Origin of the sequence: Cellulomonas phragmiteti, assembly GCF_016862775.1 — a bacterium.
In the GTDB taxonomy this organism is placed as follows: domain Bacteria; phylum Actinomycetota; class Actinomycetes; order Actinomycetales; family Cellulomonadaceae; genus Cellulomonas; species Cellulomonas phragmiteti.
The window spans coordinates 14071-29567 of sequence record NZ_BONP01000034.1; the positions used below are offsets into that span (position 1 = coordinate 14071).

Below are 15497 nucleotides of genomic sequence, written 5' to 3' on the forward strand. Positions count from 1 at the left end.
GGTGGACGGTCCGAGCACCGACACCAGGGGGAACGATGCGAGGCACTCTCAGGACCATGTCCGTCGCGATCGCGGCGGCAGCAGCACTCACGGCGTGCTCGACGGCGGCGCAGCAGGACGACCCGGCCGTCGCCGCCGACGAGGCGACGACACCGGCCATGACCCCGCAGGACGACCGCCTCGAGGTGACGCTGTTCGACGCGGCGAATGCCCAGGTCGGGACCGTGTGGCTCGCCGACGACGCCGGGGGGCTGGAGATCGAGGTGGCGGTCAGCGGCCTGGAGCCGGGGTTCCACGGCTTCCACCTGCACGCGGTCGGGGTGTGCGAGCCGGACAGCCCGGACCCCGCGGACCCGGCGAACATCGGCGACTTCCTGTCCGCCGGCGGGCACCTGGGGGCCGACGAGGGTGACCACGGCGCGCACGCCGGCGACCTGCCGTCCCTGCTGGCCGACTCCACGGGTGCTGCGCGGCTCACCGTCCGCACCGACGCGGTGACCCTCGCGGACCTGCGGGAGGGCGACGGCGCTGCGGTGATGATCCACGCCGGCCCGGACAACTTCGCGCACATCCCGGAGCGCTACGCACCGGACGGGCCGGACGACGTCACGCTGCGGACCGGTGACGCCGGCGAGCGCGTCGCGTGCGGGGCCGTCGGCGGCTGACGCGCCCGCACCGCCCGGGCCCCGCCGCTCTCCGGTGGCGGGGCCCGCGCGCGGCGCGCAGGGTGGGTCCATGAGCGAGGACACCGTCCACCCGGCGTCGCAGCGTCCCGAGACGCAGGACCCGGAGAACCAGCCGCTGCCCGGCGGGCAGGGCCCTGAGGGGCAGCCGTCGCCCGGCGACAACCAGGACACCGGCACGCGGCGGCTCTACCCCTCCGACCCGACGGGCGACGACCCGACGCCCTGACGTTCCTGGTGCGACGCGCCCGCCGTGACGCGCCCGCCGTGACGCGCCCGCCGTGATGTGCCCGCTCGGACGTCCGCTCAGTGCGGAGGCGTGCGGCCCAGCAGCGCCAGCAGGCGCGTCTGGCGGTCCGCGCCGGCGGGTGCCGTGACGCCCGGGCGGCAGATGCCCTCGGCGTGCAGCGCCTCGCCGAACCCGGCGGCGCACGCCTCGGCGAAGGCGAGCTCCGCGTCGGTCAGGCGCTCGTCCAGCCCTGCGGCGGTGGCGATGTCCCAGCGGTGGACGACGAGGTCGAAGCCGTAGAAGCGCAGCACGGTGTCGCCGACGGTGGTGCGACCGAAGTGCCCGTCGTACTCCAGCCCGGCGACGGCGGGGTCGGCGAGCGCCCGCGTGAGCGCCGCGGCGTGCGTGCGCCACGCGACGGCGGGGTCCGCGTCGAGGTCGACCGCCGGCAGCGGCACGCCGCGCTGGTCGAGGAAGTCGCGCTCGGTGTCGACGACGTGCCGCAGCACGTCCCGCGCCGTCCAGCCCTCGCACGGGGACGGCTGCTCCCAGGCGGACGCGGGGAGCCGGTCGCAGACCGCACCCAGGGCGGTCGTCAGGTGGGGCAGGTCAGGGGTGGGGGTGTCCATGCGGCGAACGTAGGCGTGGTGGGGGAGGCTGGGATTGATGAAACCCGTCACGCGGCTCGACGCGGTCGAGCGCGCCCACCTGGTCGATCCCGCGGACAGGACCTGGCGCATCGACCGGCACGACGTGCCGCCCGACCTCGCGGACCTCGCACGCCGGTTCTGGGTCCCGGTGTGGGACGTCCCGGCGGGGGTGGAGTCCCGTCAGCAGGTCCTGCAGTACCCGGTGGCCCTGCTGGTCGTCGCCCGGGACTACGCGCGGTTCTACGGCGTGGTGTCCGGCCTGTCCACGACCACGCTCACGGGCAGGGGCTGGGCGGTCGGCGTGATGCTGCAGCCGGCCGCCGGGGCGCTGCTGACCCGTGACCCGATGCACCGGTGGACGGACCGCGCGGAGGACCTGGGGACGGTGCTGGGCGCGCCCGGGGAGCAGCTGGTCGGGCGGGTGCGTGCCGCGATGGACGCCGACGGGGGTGGCCCGCAGGCGCAGCGCGAGGCGACGGACGCGTACGCCGACCTGCTGCGCACCTTCCTGCCCGTCGACGACGAAGGGCTGCTGGTCAACCGGGTGGTCGCGGAGGTCGAGGACGACCCCGGGCTGCTGCGCGTCGACCAGCTGTGCGAGCGCTTCGGCATGGCGGAGCGCGCGCTCCAGCGGCTGCTGCGCCGCCGGACGGGCCTGAGCCCGAAGTGGCTGATCCAGCGACGTCGGCTGCACGAGGCGGCCGAGCGTCTCCGTGCCGGGCAGGTGTCGGTGGCCCAGGTCGCCGCGCAGCTCGGCTACGCCGACCAGCCGCACCTCACGCGCGACTTCCGGCGGGTCACCGGGCTGACGCCGGGGCAGTTCGCGGCGCGGTTCCGCTGACGCCTCACGCGGCCGTGACGCCGCCCGCCACGCGCCGCAGGGCCGCCCGGGCGGCGCGTCGTCCCGAGACGAGCGCGCCCTGCAGGGACGCGGTGTCGCGGTGGTCGCCGCAGACCAGGACGCCGTCGCCGAGGTCGACGTCGCGCCGCACGACCAGGGGTGGTGGCTGCGCGGGCATGGCGGCCGGGATCGCGTGCCGCTGGATCTCGCGCCACGCCGTCGGGTCGGCGCCGAGCATCTCGCCGGCCTGGTGCCGGACGTCCGGCTCGGCGGGTGCGGACCCGTCGCCCGTCGGCAGCAGGCAGGTGGCCTGCACGAGGTGCGTGCCCGGTGGCGCGTACGACGGCGCGACGAGGCTGAGGACGGCGGCGTTGACGACGGGCCCGCGGCGTCGCCCGTCGACGACCACGGCCGGCAGCGACGCCGGCGGCTCGTCCGTCGCGTACCAGTGGGTGACGAGCCCGCGCGCCGCGGGTGCCGGCACGCCGATGAGCTGCTCCGCGCTCCACGCGTCGGTGGCGACGACGACCGCGCGGGCGGTCGTGACCCCGTCGTCCGCGTGCACCCGGACGCCGCCGGCGACGCGCTCGACCTGACGCACCCGGACCCCGAGCCGCACGTCGGGGAGCCCGGCCGCGAGCTGCGCGGGCAGCGCCGCCATGCCCGCCGCCGGCACGCCGGGGGTCCCGGCGAGGAACGAGCGGACGAGCAGCCGCACGAACGACGCGGAGGTCGACCCGTCGTCCTCCGCCAGCACCCCGGCGAGGAACGGCTCGAGCACCTTGTGGCGCAGCGGGCCGTCGGCGCCCGCCGCATCCAGGGACCGGGCGAGCGTGACGTCCGGGCGGGCCTGCAGCCGGTCGACCGGCCCGACCGCGGGCGCCACCCACCGCGCGAGGGCGACGAGCTCCCGCGGGCTCAGCAGGCCGGACCGCACCCCGTCGACGAGGGTCCGCCCGAGCCGCAGCGGCGCGCGGCGGGGGTCCGCCAGGACGGCGAGCCGGTCGTCGCGGCGCACCGCGACCCCGGGCAGGAACGGCCGCAGGTCCAGCGCGGCCACGTCGACGCGCTCGCGCACCGCCGGGTACGCGGGGTTGAGCAGCTGGAACCCGCGGTCCAGCGTGAACCCGTCGACGCGGTCGGTGCGCACCCGCCCCCCGACCGCGTCCGCGGCCTCCAGCACGCGCACCGCCACCCCCCGGGCGTGCAGGAGCCGTGCGCACTCGAGCCCGGCGATCCCGGCCCCCACCACCACGACGTCCGCGTCCATGGGGGCGAGCGTAGGTCGGTCCCCCCACCCGCGCGACAGTGCGCACCACCCCACCCCACCCGCCGTGAGAGAGCGATCCAGCCCACCCCCAGATGGTGAGAGAGCGATCCAGCCCACCCCCAGATGGTGAGAGAGCGATCGAGCTCGGTGGTGCGCGTCCGCCTCGCATCGGATTGCACTCTCGCGGGTGGGGTGGGGCCGGATTGCACTCTCGCGGGTGGGGCTGGATTGCACTCTCGCGGGTGGGGGTGGGGGTAGGGGCTGGATTGCACTCTCGCGGGTGGGGCTGGGGCTGGATTGCACTCTCGCCGGGGGGTGGGGGGAGGGGTGGGTCACCAGTCCACGGGGTCGCGGACGATCGGGCACGTCATGCAGTGCCCGCCGCCGCGGCCACGGCCCAGCTCGGCGCCCACGATCGGGAGCACCTCGATGCCCGCCGCCTCCAGCCGCGCGTTGGTCAGGGTGTTGCGGTCGTACGTGAACACCACGCCGGGCTCCAGGGCGACGGCGTTGTTGCCCGAGTCCCACTGCTGACGCTCGGACTCGTACACGTCCCCGCCGGTGTCGATCTCGCGCAGCGCGTCCAGGCCGAGCGAGCGGGCGACGACGTCGGTGAACCGCGCCGACCCCTCGTCGACGACGTCGAAGCCCGGGGCCGCGTCCGAGGGGCGCAGCGTGAACGTGTGGACCGCGTCCATGATCGTCGGGTACAGCGTGACGACGTCCCGGTCGACGAACGTGAAGACCGTGTCCAGGTGCATGGCCGAGCGCAGCTGCGGCATGCCCGCCACCACCACCTCGCGCGCCGCGCCCTGCGCGAACAGCGCGGCCGTCACCTGCGTGATCGCCTGGCGGGACGTGCGCTCGCTCATCCCCATGAGCACCACGCCGTCGCCGACGGGCATGATGTCGCCGCCCTCGAACGTCGCCTGGCCCCAGTCCCTGCCCGGGTCGCCCCACCACACCGTCGAGCCCACGTAGTCCGGGTGGTGCAGGTAGATCGCCTGGTAGATCAGCGTCTCGTGGTGGCGGGCCGGCCAGTACAGCGGGTTGAGCGTGAGGCCGCCGTACAGCCAGCAGGTGGTGTCGCGCGTGTACAGGGTGTTGGGCAGCGGGGGCATGAGGTACTCGCGGGCGCCGGTGGACTCCCGCGCGAGCCCGATCGCGGGCGTGCGGTAGTCGCTGGGCAGGTCGGTGGTCGCCAGGCCGCCGATCAGCAGCTCGGCGAGCCGCGCCGGCGGCAGCGACTCCAGGTACGCGCGCGTCGCCTCCACCAGGCCCAGGCCGACCTGCTCGGGCACGATCTTGCGGTCCAGCAGCCAGTCGCGGGCACCCGGGACCTGCAGGGTCGCCGCGAGGACGTCGTGCAGCTCGACCACCTCGACGCCGCGCGCCGTCAGCTCCGCGACGAACGCCGCGTGGTCGCGCTGCGCGTTCTCGACCCACAGCACGTCGTCGAACAGCAGCTGGGCGCTGTTGGTCGGTGTCAGCCGGCGGTGCGCCAGCCCCGGCCGGCACACCATCACCTTGCGCAGCCGGCCGACCTCGGAGTGGACGCCGTAGCCTGCGGACGCGCTCGCGGTCATGGTCGTCCTTCCGTCGGTGGACCTGCGGTGGCACGACTCCACCGCAGGATCCGCCCGGCCGCCAGTGCGCGGGGCCCCTCGACGCGCGCGACGGGCCACCGGCGCCCACACTCGGGCGATGAGCGACGAGACGGCGACCCCGGGCGGGACGGCGGCGACGCGCGGGACGCCCACGCTGCGGCGGGCCGTCACCGGGCCGCTGCTGTTCCTCTTCATCCTCGGCGACGTGCTCGGGGCCGGGGTGTACGCGCTCATCGGCGAGATGGCCGGGCAGGCCGGCGGGCTGGTGTGGCTCGCGTTCGGGATCGCGCTGGTCCTGGCCCTGCTCACCGCGTTCTCGTACGCCGAGCTCGTCACCAAGTACCCGCACGCCGGGGGCTCGGCGGTCTACGCCGAGAAGGCGTACCGCAGCCCGCTCGTCGCGTTCCTCGTCGGGTTCTGCATGCTGTCCGCCGGCGTCGTGAGCGTCGCCGGCCTGTCGCTCGCGTTCACGGGCGACTACCTCGCCGCGTTCCTCGACGTGCCGCAGGTGCCGGCTGCCGTCGTGTTCCTCGTGCTCGTCGCGCTGCTCAACGCCTGGGGGATCAAGGAGTCGCTGCGCGCCAACGTCGTCATGACCGTCGTCGAGACGCTCGGGCTCGTCACCGTCATCGTCCTGGGCTCCTGGGTGATCGGGCGCGGCGACGCCGACCTCGGCGGCGCGTTCGAGCCGCCCGCCGAGACCGGCGTGTGGGTCGCGGTGCTCGGGTCCGCGCTCATCGCGTTCTACTCGTTCGTCGGGTTCGAGACGTCCGCGAACCTCGCCGAGGAGATCACCGACGTCACCCGCGTGTACCCGCGCGCCCTGTTCGGTGCGCTGCTCACCGCCGGCGTCGTGTACCTGCTGCTCGGGTTCGTCGCCCCCGCCGCCGTCGCCCCCGACGACCTGGCCGGCTCGACCGGCCCGCTCCTCGAGGTCGTCCGCGTGGCCGGGGCCGTGCCACCGGGGGTGTTCGCCGTCGTCGCGCTCATCGCCGTGGCCAACGGCGCGCTGCTGACGATGATCATGGCCAGCCGCCTCGCGTACGGCATGGCCCGGCGCGGGCTGCTGCCCTCGCCCCTGGCACGGGTGCTGCCCCGGCGCCGGACGCCCGGGGTGGCGATCATCGTGACGACGCTCGTCGCGATCGTCCTGGCCGCGACGGGTGAGCTCGTCGACCTGGCGTCGACCGTCGTCCTGCTGCTGCTGTTCGTGTTCCTGTCGACCAACGTCGCCGTGCTGGTGCTGCGGCGCGACCCGGTCGAGCACGCGCACTTCCGGGCGCCGACGTGGCTGCCCGTGCTCGCCGTGCTCTCGTGCCTGGTGCTGCTGACGCGTCAGGAGCCGCAGCACTGGGCGCTCGCGGGCGTGCTGCTCGCCGTCGGCGTGGTGCTGCACCTGGTCACGCGCGGGTCGTCGCACCCGTCGACCGGACCGTCGACCACAGGGATGTCCACAGATGGGGAGGAATCCCCGCAGAAGCGGCAGCACGACGCCTAGCGTCCGGCGAGCACCGCGGTGGGGGTCGTGACACCTCCCGGCAGCACGACCTCGCGGTCCGCGACCGCGTGCGCGAGCGACGTGTCGTGCGTGACCAGCAGCAGGGCGGTGCCCTGCTGCTCGACCTGACCCATGAGCGCGTCGAGCGTCTCCTCCTGCGTCAGCAGGTCCAGGCGCGACGTGGGCTCGTCGGCCAGGAGCAGGGCGGGGTGCAGGAGCATCGCGCGGATGATCGCCAGGCGCTGCAGCTCACCGCCGGACACGCCGCCGGGTCGACGCTCGAGCAGGCCCGGGTCGAGCCGCATCGTGCCGAGCAGCTCCTCGAGGCGGCCGGGCGCGACGCCGTGGCGCCGGACCGCGTCACCGAGCGCGGCCCGCAGGGGGACGAACGCGGGGAAGGACTGCGTCGGGTCCTGGTGCAGCTGCTGGACGGGCGCGCGGCCGCGGCGCCGGGCCAGGTCGTGGTGGGTGACCCGGCCGGAGTCGACCGGGTGCCGGCGCAGCAGGACGCGGCCGAGGGTGGTCTTGCCGCTGCCGCTGGGGCCCGTGAGCGCCACGCGGTCGCCGGCGCGCAGGTCCAGGTCGAGGCCGGTGAACAGCCGGCGGCCCCCCAGGGTCCGGGTCACCTGCTCGGCGTGCACCAGCAGCGGGCTGCCCTCCGGCGGTCCGCCGTCACGCATCCACGCCTTGGCCCAGCGGGCCGGCTCGGCCGCGAGCAGCCGCGCCGTGTAGGGGTGCGTCGGCGTCGTGAGGACCTGCTCCACGGGCCCGCGCTCGAGGACCTCGGCCTCGCGCATCACCAGGACGTCGCCGCCGAGCGCGCGCGCCAGGTCGAGGTCGTGGGTGATGGTGAGCAGCACGCCGCCCCCCTCGACGTGCCGGCGCAGCAGCGCGGCGAGGTCGTCGCGCGCGGCCACGTCCAGGCCCTTGGACGGCTCGTCGGCGACGAGCACGGGCGCCTCGCCGATGGTCGCGGCGGCGAACGCGACGCGCTGGGCCATGCCGCCGGACAGCTGGTGCGGGTAGGCGCCGGCCGCGTGCGCGACGCCGAGCCCGGCCAGACGCTCCAGGGCGGCCCGGCGGGCGGCGCGGCGGTCGCGCGCGAACGTGGGGGCGCCCTCCGCGACGACGTCCCGCACCCGCATCGTCGGGTCGAGCGCCAGCACCGGCTCCTGCGGGAGCAGCGCGAGCGTGCGCCCCCACAGCGGGCGGCGGCCGGCCTGGTCGCCGACGTCGTGCGGGACGCCGTCGATGCTCATCGCGCCGTGCACGGCCAGGCCCGCGGGCAGCGTGCCGAGCGCGGCGTGCGCGAGCAGCGACTTGCCGGAGCCGGACTCGCCGACCACGGTCACCGCGCGGCCGGGCTCGAGGTGGACGTCGGCGACGTCGACGAGGGTGCGCCCGGCGTGACGCACGACGACGCGGTGCAGGTGGACGGTCATGCGGACGGCTCCTCACGGCGCACGCCCAGCAGGGCGAGCAGGGTCACGGCCAGGACGAGCACGGGCGCCAGCACCAGCCACGGCGCCTGGGACCAGAACGGCAGCGACTCGGTGATCATCAGGCCCAGCTCCGCCGTCGGGGGGCGCAGCCCCACCCCGACGTAGCCGAGGGTGGACAGGGCGATCACGGACGTGCCGACGCCGAACGCGGCGAGCGTCAGCAGCACGGGCCGCAGCTCGGGCCACAGGTGGCGGTGCAGCACGTGCCACGCGCTGAGGTCGAGCATGCGGGCCGTGCCGACCGCGGGCCCGGCCAGGACCACGGCGCTGCGGGCGCGGACGACGCGGAACCACTCGACGGACTGGGCGATCGCGATGCCGACGTACAGCACCAGCAGGCTGCCGTCGGCCAGCGCGGCGGCCAGGAGCACGACGAGCAGCGCGGGCACCGCCACGAGCACCTCGCTGACCGCGTTGATCGCGGTGTCGACCCAGCGCCCGATCCACGCGGCGACGACCCCCGCGAGGCCGCCGACCAGCGCGGACGTGACGACGCTGAGCGCCGCCAGGGCCAGGGACAGCCGCGTCGCGTGGGCGAGGCGGCTCAGGACGCTGCGCCCGAGGTGGTCGCGCCCGAGGGGCTCGGCCAGGCTGGGCGGCTCGAGGGACCGGGACAGCTCCTGCAGCGCGGGTCCGCCCCACACGAACGGCCCGACGAGCGCGAGCAGGACGACGAGGACGAGGGCCGCTGCGGCCACGGCGCGCGCTCGGGGCAGCAGGCGTGGGCGGCGTCGGGTGCGGGGCGCCGGGGACGTGGCGGCGAGGGCGGCCGTCAGGTCGGTGCTCATGCGACCACCGCCGTCTCGCGCGGGCGCGGGTCGAGCAGGAGGGTGGCGACGTCGACGACCGTGTTCACGGCGACGACGGCGAGCGCGAGCGCGATGGCCGTGCCCTGGATGACGGGCACGTCCCGCCAGAAGACGCCGTGGACGAGCGTGTGGCCGATCCCGGGCCACGCGAACACGCTCTCCACGACGATGACCCCCTCGACGAGCACGAGCGCCTGCACGCCCAGGTAGGCGACGAGCGTGGTGCCGACGTTGCGCAGCACGTGCCGGCGCAGGACCGCCCCGGCGCCCAGCCCGCGGGTCTGCGCGAAGCGCACGTACTCGGAGGAGCGGACGTGCACGACGGCGTCGCGGGTGACGCGCGCGACGAGCCCGGACAGGCCGACGGCCAGGGTGAGGGCCGGCAGCACGGCGTGCGCGGGGGTGCCGCTGCCCGCGACGGGCAGCAGCCCGGCCTGGACGGCGAGGAGCACGACGAGCAGCAGCCCGACGACGAACGGCGGCAGCGAGCGGGCCAGGACCACCCACGTGCCGACGAGCCGGTCCACGGCGCCGCCGGGCCGGTGGGCGGCGGCCGCGCCGGCCGCGATGCCCAGCACGGAGGCGAGCAGCAGCGCCAGGCCGGCGAGCTGCAGGGTGTGCCCGAGCCCGTGCAGCACCTCGTGGCGGACGTCCGCGCCGGTGACCAGGGACGTGCCCAGCTGCAGGCGGGCGGCGTCGCCCCACCACCCGACGAGCTGCTGCCACGGCGGCCGGTCGAGCCCGAGCTCGGCGCGGACCGCCTCGGCGGAGGCGGCGGTGACGAAGTCGTACCCGTACCGCCCGGCGGCGATCCGGTAGGCCGCGTCGCCGGGCAGGGTGTGCATGATCGCGAAGCACGCGGTGGTGACCGCGACGACCACGCCGACCGCCTGCAGCGCGCGGCGGACCAGGAGCAGGAGCACGGCGCGGCCGACGCCGCCGTCGGTGACCGGCGGCAGGGCCGCGGGAGCGGCCCCGTCCTGGTCGGTCCGGTCGCCGTCGGTCACGTCCGGCGGCGTCGTCGCGGTGCCCGCGGGGGCGCCGGTGCTCATCCGGCGGCCGCCGCCGACCACGTCGCGGCGGACAGGCGCCAGGAGCGCTCGAGCGGGTCCAGCTCGAGGCCGTCGACGGCGTCGGAGACCACGGCGCTCTGCCGGTACCAGGCGACCGGGATGAGGGGGAGCTGCTCCTGCAGGGTGCTGGTGACCTCGGCGCGCGCGGCCGCGGCCTCGTCGCCCGTGGCGCCGTCGGCCAGCGTGCCGAGTGCGGCGGTGAGGCCGGCGTCCTGCCAGTTCATCACGCCCCAGTCGGCACCCTCCGGCGCGAGGTCCGTGAGGAGCGTGACGAGCGGGTCGGGGACGAGGGCGACGTTGCGCGAGTACAGCGCGAGGTCGAGCGTGCCGGCCGCGTGCGCCGCGGGGATCTCGCTGGAGTTGCCGACGAGCACCTCGACCTCGATGCCGACGGCGGCGAGCGCGGCCTGGATGGCCGTCGCGAGCGGGGGCAGCTCGGCCCGGTCGGGGAAGGTGCGCAGCGTCACCGTGAGCCGCTGCCCGTCCTTCTCGAGGGTTCCCCCGGAGCCGGGCGTCCAGCCGGCCGCGGCCAGCAGGCTCCGCGCCTCGTCCTGGTCGTACGTGAGGGGCTCGAGGTCCTCGTCGTGCCACTCGGTCAGGCTCGGGGCGAAGAGCTGGGTGGCCGCCAGCTCGGGGTCCTTGAGGATGGCCGTGGCCATGCCCTCACGGTCGAGCGCGAGGCTGATGGCCGTGCGCACCGCGGGGTCGCCGAGGGCCGGGTCGGCCCCGTCGAGCTTGAGCAGGACGGTGCGCGGCAGCGTCACCGACAGCGTCGTCAGGCCGTCGGCGGTGGCCATGCCGGCCAGCGCGGTCGGGTCCATGCCGAGGACGAGGTCGGCGTCGCCGCTGGTGGCCATGAGGGCGCGCGCCTCGGAGCGCCCGACCGACTGGTAGCGGACGTCGGTGATCGCGGGGGCGTCGCCGTCCCAGGTGTCGGCGGCGGTGACCACGACGCTGGAGGGTGCGACGACCTCGACGACCTCGTAGGGGCCGGACCCGATGACCTGGGTGACCGAGCCGTCGGCGCCGTACGACGCGGGTGCCAGGACCTGGCCGGTCGTGTCGGCGGCCACCGCGGGCAGCGAGGCGAAGGGCTCGGTGAGGGTCACGGTGACCGTGTCGCCCTCGCCGCCGACGTCCGCGATGGGGGCGGTGGCGATGGGGGTGCCCTCGGTGCTGTGCGCGCGGGTCAGCGCGGTGGCGACGGCGTCCGCGTCGACGTCGGTGCCGTCGTGGAACGTCGCGGTCTCGCGCAGCGAGAACGTCCAGGTCAGCTGGTCCTCGGAGGCCTCCCACGACGTGGCGAGCCCGGGGACGAGGGTGCCGTCGAGGTCCGTGGCGACGAGGGTCTCGGCCACCTCGAGGCGCGTGAACAGGCCGCCGGCGGTGGTCGGGTCGACGTTGTGGACCTCGTAGGAGCCGGCGACGACGAGCGGGCGGTCGGGCGCGCCCCCGGGGGACGCGACGGCGTCCCCGCCGGCGCCGTCGGCACCGGAGGCGCAGGCACTGAGCGGGACGAGCAGGGCGGTGGTGGCGGCGAGTGCCGCCGGGCGGGCGCGCATGAGGGAGCTCCTGGGGCAGGGGGCGGGGGTGGTCGGAGGCTGCGACGGGGCGGGGACCGGGCACGTCGAGCGCTCCCCGGGATCGAGGGCCGAGATTAATAATGAGAACTATTTGCGTCAACTGCGCGACCGGCGCGCGCGAGTCCACGGCGCGCGGCGGGACGGCGGTGTCCGGAGAAGGGCGCGCAGCCTCTAGGACCTTGGTCCCAGGACTCCCTATCCTGTGTACGTCCCGTGAGCAGGAGGATGCCGTGCCCCCGACAGCCGCCCGACCGCGTGCCGACGTCACGTCCGCGCTGCTCGCGGCGATCCTCGACATGGCCGGTGACCTCGACACCCGCAGCCTGCTGGAGCGGTTCGTCGCCGCGAGCACCGGGCTGACCGGCGCCCGGTACGGGGCCATCAACATCGTCGACGCGGACGGGGCCTCGGTGGAGTTCGTGCAGAGCGGCGTCCCGGACGCGGTCGTCGCTGCCCTCGGCCACCCGCCGCACGCGTGGGGCGTGCTCGGGGCGATCCCCGACGAGGGGGTGCTGCGCCTGGACGACCTCACGGAGCACCCCGACTTCCGCGGGCTGCCGCCCGGGCACCCGCCGATGGGCTCGTTCCTCGGGGCGGCGGTGCGCGTGCGCGGCGAGCGCTTCGGCACCCTGTACCTCTCGGAGAAGCCCGGCGGGTTCGGCGAGGCCGACGAGGGCGTCGTGCTGTCGCTGGCCGCGGCCGCCGCCGTCGCGGTGCACAACTCCCAGTCCTACGCGCTGGAGGTCCGCCGCCAGCAGTGGCTCGGTGCGGCGCAGGAGATCTCCACGATGCTGCTCGAGGGCGCCGACGCCGAGGACGTGCTCGAGCGTGTCGCCGCCGCGGCCGCCCAGGTCGCGCGCGCCGACGTCGCCGCGATCGTCCTGCCCGGCGCCGACGACGACGAGCTGCTCGTCGAGATCGTCACCCCCGCGGGCCGCGCGCTGCTGGGTGCGGACATGAGCACCGAGCCGCGGGTGCGCGCCGTCTTCGACGACGGCACCGGGTGCGTCGTCGAGGACGTCGGCACGGCCGCCTCCGCGGCGACCGCCGGGTACGGGCCCGCGCTCTTCGCGCCCATGCACGCCCACGGGCAGGGGATGGGCGTACTCATGCTGCTGCGGCGCGTCGGGGCGGCGCCGTTCACCGCGGAGGACCTGGACCTCGCGCAGTCGTTCGCCCGGCAGGCGGCCCTCGCGTTCGTCCTGGGCGAGGCCCAGCGGCTGCGCGGGCGCGCCGCCGTGCGCGACGAGCGCACGCGCATCGCCCGGGACCTGCACGACCTGGCCATCCAGCAGCTGTTCGCCGCCGGCATGCAGGTCGAGGCGCTGCGGACCGACCCCGCGCAGGCCGTCTCGGCGCACGCCGCGCAGGTGCTCGAGCAGGTCGTCGGGCACGTCGACGCGGGCATCCGGCAGATCCGCGTCATCGTGCGCACCCTCGACGACCCGGGCGCGACGATCCCCCTGGTCGAGCGCGTCGTCGCCGAGGTCGAGCTCGCCCGCTCGTCCCTCGGGTTCGCCCCGCACCTCAGCGTGCACCTCGACGGCGTCGAGCTCGACGTCGTCGCCGGTGACCGCGTGCCCGCGACGGGCATCGACGACGTCGTCGCGCCGGGACGTGCCAACAACGTCGTCGCCGTGGTGCGCGAGGGCTTGTCCAACGTCGCGCGGCACGCCCGCTCGCACGCCGTCTCCGTGCGGCTCGTCGTGACCACAGGGCCCGCGGGCGAGGTCGTCGTGGAGGTCGAGGACGACGGGGTCGGCGTGCCGCCCGCGCCCACCCGCGCGTCCGGCACCCGCAACCTCGCGCAGCGCGCCGAGGAGTCCGGCGGGTCGTTCTCGCTGCTGCGCCCGCCGTCGGGGCGCGGGGCGCTGCTGCGGTGGTCCGCGCCGCTGGACTGAGCGGGACGCTCCGCCGGCGGGCTCGGCCGTCCGGGTGACAAATAGGGCAAAACGGGCATCGGAACGGTAGCGTCACGCCGCTCGACCGTCCCACCCGCTCGTTCGAAGGAACCCCATGCGTCCCACCCTGTGCGCGGCCGTCGCGACCGCGCTGATCCTCACCTCGACCGTCACGGCCGCGAGCGCCGCCGTCGACGCGCCGGCCGAGGACGTCGCCGCCGCGATCGCCGCCGTCGCCCCCGACGCGGCACCGCTCGTGACCCCCGAGTCCGTCGACCCCGCGCAGCTGGAGGTGTCGACGGACGCCGCCGACGTCACCATCCCCGCGGACGGCCTGGGTGACGTCGTCGTCACCGGCACCGATGCGGGCGCCCCGGCCGTCGGGATCGCCCTGCCCGCGGAGGTCGAGGTCGACGAGGCGCTCGTCGCCGACGACGGCACGGTCGTGTTCGAGGGTGCCGCGTCCGTCGACGCCGCCGTGCAGGTCATGGAGGACGGCTCGGTGCGGATGCAGACCGTGCTGCACGACGCGTCCGCGCCCCGCGAGTTCAGCTACGACCTGTCCCTGCCGGAGGGGAGCACGGCGCGGCTGCTCGACGGCGGCAGCGTGCTCGTCACCGACGAGGCCGGGGCCTTCGTCGCCGGCGTCGCGGCACCCTGGGCGGCCGACGCCACGGGGCGCGCCCTCGCCACGCACTACCGGCTCGAGGGCTCCACGCTCGTGCAGGTCGTCGACGTCGACGACGACGCGGTGTATCCCGTCGTCGCCGACCCGTGGCTCGGGATCGCCCTCATCAAGAGCGTCGTCAAGACGTCGAGCACGCAGGGCACCATCTACAAGGTCACCCCGACCGCGTACGGGCGCGTCGCGACCGAGCTGGCGCTGTGGGCCACCTGGACCGAGTCCGTGTCCAAGGGCGTGCCCAACCGGCAGAACCTGCAGGAGCAGCTCATCTGCCACCCCATGAGCTACGTTGCGCGCGTGAAGTCCACATGGAACCTCGACACCTGGCGCCCGACCGTGGGGCTGGCGAAGACCATCGCCGCCTCGTGCAACCCGTGACCGGCAACCGCGGCCTGGTCCGCGTGACCGCCGTGGTCGTCGGCGTGCTCGGCCTGGTCATCGGGGTCCTGGCGCTGCTCGAGGGCTACCGCATCGGGGTCGTCGCGGACGAGACCGGGACGGTGGGCAGCGTGCCGCCCGTGCTCTTCGTCGCGGCCGTCGCCGGGCCGGTGCTCGTGCTCTGCGCCGTCGTCCAGCTGCTCGCCACGCGCGAGGGACGCACGGGGGTCGCACCGCGCTGAGGTGGGGGCCGGTGCCTGTGGACGGGCGCGCCGGTGGGTTCGGCGCGCTCGGTACCGTGTGTCGGGCTCGTCCGCTTCGAGCTACCGAGGAGGGGCACCGGCGTGGCTGATCTGAAGGTCGACGACGTCGCCGTCGCGTCGTTCGCCGCTGCCGTGGGCGCGCACACCGGGCCCGTCGGGGCCGAGTGCACCGCCACCGGCCAGGCGCTCGGGTCGGGCACCGTGCAGGACGCGCTGGGCAACGTGGCGCTGGTCCTGACGGTGCTCGACCGGGCGCTCGCCGACGGGGCCGGCGCCCTGGCGTGCGACGCCCGGGCGACCTCGCAGGCGTGGGCCTCGACCGACTCCCGCATGGCGGTCCACGCGGTGTGAGGCGCGCGGCCGGGGTGCCCGGCCCTCGGTGCGGCCACGTGACCTCGCAGCGCGAGGCGGCCTCTCGGGCTGTTCAGCAGTCGGGTGGTGTGGGGGTGGCGGTGCAGGGGCCGGCGACGAGGCGGCTGGTGCGTTCTTCGGCGGTGAAGGGCGCGGAGGTGGTGGTGGTCAGGG

15 protein-coding genes are annotated in these 15497 nt (G+C 75.9%); 8 read left to right on the top strand and 7 right to left on the bottom strand.

What is annotated here, in order from left to right; all coding sequences use genetic code 11:
- Positions 1-56: 56 nt before the first annotated feature.
- The gene (locus tag Cph01nite_RS17565; RefSeq protein WP_239069346.1) at positions 57-665 is read left to right on the top strand and encodes a superoxide dismutase family protein; all 609 of its coding nucleotides are present in this window, start codon (positions 57-59) and stop codon (positions 663-665) included.
- Positions 666-735: 70 nt separating this feature from the next.
- Positions 736-912 carry a hypothetical protein gene (locus Cph01nite_RS17570; protein WP_203676072.1) on the top strand — a complete coding sequence of 59 codons (177 nt, stop codon included), beginning with the start codon at positions 736-738 and terminating at the stop codon, positions 910-912.
- A gap of 77 nt (positions 913-989) precedes the next feature.
- Here Cph01nite_RS17570 and Cph01nite_RS17575 read toward each other — a convergent pair whose 3' ends face one another.
- Complete coding sequence (locus tag Cph01nite_RS17575) at positions 990-1541, bottom strand: TIGR03086 family metal-binding protein (protein WP_203676073.1); 552 nt, start codon at positions 1539-1541, stop codon at positions 990-992.
- Positions 1542-1578: 37 nt separating this feature from the next.
- On the opposite strand from Cph01nite_RS17575, the gene Cph01nite_RS17580 reads away from it, so the two are divergent.
- Positions 1579-2403 carry a helix-turn-helix domain-containing protein gene (locus tag Cph01nite_RS17580; protein WP_203676074.1) on the top strand — a complete coding sequence of 275 codons (825 nt, stop codon included), beginning with the start codon at positions 1579-1581 and terminating at the stop codon, positions 2401-2403.
- Positions 2404-2407: 4 nt separating this feature from the next.
- Here Cph01nite_RS17580 and Cph01nite_RS17585 read toward each other — a convergent pair whose 3' ends face one another.
- Both Cph01nite_RS17585 and Cph01nite_RS17590 read right to left on the bottom strand, forming a co-directional pair.
- Complete coding sequence (locus tag Cph01nite_RS17585) at positions 2408-3673, bottom strand: flavin monoamine oxidase family protein (protein ID WP_203676075.1); 1266 nt, start codon at positions 3671-3673, stop codon at positions 2408-2410.
- Between the two features lie 332 nt (positions 3674-4005).
- On the bottom strand, positions 4006-5259 hold the full coding sequence (locus Cph01nite_RS17590) for an arginine deiminase (RefSeq protein ID WP_203676076.1): 1254 nt from the start codon (positions 5257-5259) through the stop codon (positions 4006-4008).
- A 118-nt stretch (positions 5260-5377) separates the two neighbouring features.
- Between Cph01nite_RS17590 and Cph01nite_RS17595 the strand changes: the two genes are divergently transcribed.
- Positions 5378-6778 carry an APC family permease gene (locus Cph01nite_RS17595; RefSeq protein WP_203676078.1) on the top strand — a complete coding sequence of 467 codons (1401 nt, stop codon included), beginning with the start codon at positions 5378-5380 and terminating at the stop codon, positions 6776-6778.
- Here Cph01nite_RS17595 and Cph01nite_RS17600 read toward each other — a convergent pair.
- Genes Cph01nite_RS17600 through Cph01nite_RS17615 form a run of 4 tightly spaced genes read right to left on the bottom strand, consistent with a single transcriptional unit; the run spans position 6775 to position 11724 of the window.
- On the bottom strand, positions 6775-8220 hold the full coding sequence (locus Cph01nite_RS17600; protein WP_203676079.1) for an ABC transporter ATP-binding protein: 1446 nt from the start codon (positions 8218-8220) through the stop codon (positions 6775-6777). The genes Cph01nite_RS17595 and Cph01nite_RS17600 overlap by 4 nt on opposite strands.
- Positions 8217-9068 (bottom strand): ABC transporter permease, encoded by an 852-nt coding sequence (locus Cph01nite_RS17605; protein WP_203676080.1) that lies wholly within the window; start codon positions 9066-9068, stop codon positions 8217-8219. The genes Cph01nite_RS17600 and Cph01nite_RS17605 overlap by 4 nt, the downstream gene beginning before the upstream one ends.
- Positions 9065-10141, bottom strand: coding sequence for an ABC transporter permease (locus tag Cph01nite_RS17610; RefSeq protein ID WP_203676081.1), 1077 nt, complete (start codon positions 10139-10141; stop codon positions 9065-9067). Before Cph01nite_RS17610 ends, Cph01nite_RS17605 begins: the two co-directional genes overlap by 4 nt.
- Positions 10138-11724: an ABC transporter substrate-binding protein gene (locus Cph01nite_RS17615; protein WP_203676082.1), complete on the bottom strand. Its 1587-nt coding sequence runs from the start codon at positions 11722-11724 to the stop codon at positions 10138-10140. The genes Cph01nite_RS17610 and Cph01nite_RS17615 overlap by 4 nt, the downstream gene beginning before the upstream one ends.
- Positions 11725-11975: 251 nt before the next feature.
- Between Cph01nite_RS17615 and Cph01nite_RS17620 the strand changes: the two genes are divergently transcribed.
- From Cph01nite_RS17620 to Cph01nite_RS17635, 4 genes are all read left to right on the top strand, one after another.
- Positions 11976-13646, top strand: coding sequence for a sensor histidine kinase (locus Cph01nite_RS17620; RefSeq protein WP_239069347.1), 1671 nt, complete (start codon positions 11976-11978; stop codon positions 13644-13646).
- A 115-nt stretch (positions 13647-13761) separates the two neighbouring features.
- Positions 13762-14709, top strand: a complete 948-nt coding sequence (locus Cph01nite_RS17625) for a DUF2599 domain-containing protein (protein ID WP_203676083.1) — start codon at positions 13762-13764, stop codon at positions 14707-14709.
- Complete coding sequence (locus tag Cph01nite_RS17630; protein WP_203676084.1) at positions 14706-14951, top strand: hypothetical protein; 246 nt, start codon at positions 14706-14708, stop codon at positions 14949-14951. Before Cph01nite_RS17625 ends, Cph01nite_RS17630 begins: the two co-directional genes overlap by 4 nt.
- Before the next feature lie 102 nt (positions 14952-15053).
- A complete protein-coding gene (locus Cph01nite_RS17635) occupies positions 15054-15323 on the top strand; it encodes an alpha-mannosidase (protein WP_203676086.1) in 270 nt (89 codons plus the stop codon).
- The last annotated feature ends 174 nt before the right edge of the window (positions 15324-15497 follow it).